Genomic DNA, 2,499 nt, shown 5'->3' with positions numbered 1-2,499 from the left:
GGTGTAGTCGGTGGTGCGTTGGCGTGCGGGTCGGCCGATGCCTTCGGCGATGGCGACGAGTTCGGCGACGGTTTTGGCGGAGCCGTTTTCGGAGCCGGCCATGCGGGAGATGGTTTCTTCCATCAGGGTGCCGCCGAGGTCGTTGGCGCCGCCGCGCAGCATGATCTGGGTGCGTTCGACGCCGAGTTTGACCCAGCTGGTCTGGATGCTGGGGATTCGGCCGTGCAGCATGATCCGGGCCAGGGCGTGCACGGCGCGGTTGTCGCGGTGGGTGGGGCCGGGCCGGGCTCCGCCGGCCAGGTAGAGCGGGCTGGACTGGTGCACGAACGGTAGCGGCACGAATTCGGTGAACCCGCCGGTGCGGTCCTGGATGTCGCGCAGCACGTTGAGATGGGCGACCCAGTGCCGCGGGGTGTCGACGTGGCCGTACATCATCGTCGAGGACGACCGCAGCCCGACCTGGTGGGCGGTGGTGACGATCTCGATCCACAGCGAGGTGGGCAGTTTGCCCTTGGTCAGCACCCAGCGCACCTCGTCGTCGAGGATTTCCGCGGCGGTGCCGGGGATGGTGTCCAGCCCGGCTTCGCGCAGCGCGGTCAACCAGTCCCGGATCGAGGTGCCCGAGCGGGTCACGCCGTTGGCGATCTCCATCGGGGAGAACGCGTGCACATGCATCGCCGGTACCCGCGCCTTGACCGCCCGCACCAGATCGGCATACCCGGTCACCGGAAGCTCGGGGTCGATACCGCCCTGCATGCACACCTCGGTGGCCCCGGCCACATGGGCCTCCCACGCCCGGTCGGCGACCTCGGCCACCGACAGCGAGTAGGCATCGGCATCGCCCTTGCGTTGGGCGAACGCGCAGAACCGGCACCCGGTGTAGCAGATGTTGGTGAAGTTGATGTTGCGGTTCACCACGAACGTGACGTCCTCACCGACGGTGTCACGGCGCAACGCATCGGCCAGCGCGGTCACCGCCTCCAACGCCGGCCCGTCGGCGGTGGCCAACGCCAGATACTCGTCATCGGAGCAGCCGGCCGGATCCCGCTCAGCGGCACGCAACGCGGCCAGCACATCGGTGTCGATACGCTCGGGCGCCCGCGCCGACAACTCCTCCACCTTGGCCCGGATCGACTCCCAATCCCCGAACGCCGACCCCACATCACTGCGGGTGTCGGTGCGCCGGCCCTCCGCATCGATCGCGGTGTGCAGATCGACCCGGCCCAACGATTCGAGGGCCTCGTCAGGCTCCTGCCACGGCCGCCCCACCGGATTGACCTCGCGCGCATACCCGGTCTCCGGGTCGGCCAGCGCCGCCACATGACCCATCACCCGCGGATCGATCCACGCCGCGCCGGCCTGCACGTACTGCGGTTGGGCGGTCAACCGCGCCACCAGATCGAACCCGGCCTGCGCGGTCACCGCGGCCAACTCCTCCAACGCCGGCCAGGGCCGTTCCGGGTTGACATGATCCGGAGTCAACGGCGACACCCCACCCCAGTCATCCACCCCGGCGCCGAGCAAGGCCAGGCACTCCTGGCGCGACACCAGGTTCGGCGGGGCCTGGATACGCACCCTGGGCCCCATCACCAGCCGCGTCACCGCGATCGTGGCCAGGAAATCCTCCAACCCGGCATCCGGCGCCGAGGCCATCGCGGTGTGGTCCTTGGCCCGGAAGTTCTGCACGATCACTTCCTGGACATGCCCGAACTCCTTGTGCGAACGCCGGATCGCATGCACCGTCTCGGCCCGCTCGGTCAGCGTCTCCCCGATCCCCACCAACAACCCGGTGGTGAACGGAATCGACAGCCGGCCCGCATCATCAAGAGTGCGCAACCGCACCACCGGATCCTTATCCGGTGACCCGTAATGCGCCAACCCCTTGGTCTGGAACAACCGCCGCGAGGTCGTCTCCAACATCATCCCCATCGACGGGGCCACCGGCTTCAAACGCGACAACTCCGACCACGACATCACCCCCGGATTCAAATGCGGCAACAACCCGGTCTCCTCCAACACCCGGATCGCCATCGCCCGCACATAATCCAGCGTCGAATCGTAGCCACGCTCATCGAGCCACTGCCGGGCGTCCTCCCACCGCGCCTCGGGCCGATCACCGAGAGTGAACAACGCCTCCTTACAGCCCATTCCGGCGCCGCGACGGGCCACCTCCACGATCTCGTCGGGCTCCATGAACATGCCCTTGCCCTCGGCCCGCAACCGGCCGGGCACAGTGACGAACGTGCAGTAGTGACACCTATCGCGGCACAAATGAGTGACCGGAATGAACACCTTGGGCGAATAACTGACCGGCAACCGGCCCGAAGGACCGCGACGACCAGCCGCTTCCAAACCCGCATCACGCACCCGCGCCGCCGAGGCACACAAATCGATCAGATCGTCACCACGCGCACTCATCGCGACCGCAGCCTCATCCACATTCAACGCCACCCCATCACGCGCCCGCCGCAACACCCGCCGCAACGCAGCAGGACTGGG

Annotated in this window: 1 protein-coding gene; it reads right to left on the bottom strand. The window is 67.9% G+C overall.

What is annotated here, in order from left to right:
* Window positions 1–2,484 (bottom strand): bifunctional FO biosynthesis protein CofGH (locus ASJ79_RS22370; RefSeq protein ID WP_082753992.1); only part of this gene is annotated, 2,484 nt, incomplete at its 3' end.
* Between the last annotated feature and the right edge of the window lie 15 nt (window positions 2,485–2,499).

This window comes from Mycobacterium sp. NAZ190054 (genome assembly GCF_001545925.1).
GTDB lineage: Bacteria > Actinomycetota > Actinomycetes > Mycobacteriales > Mycobacteriaceae > Mycobacterium.
Note: the sequence above shows the minus strand (reverse complement) of the source record. Positions and strands in the feature narration are given on the sequence as shown.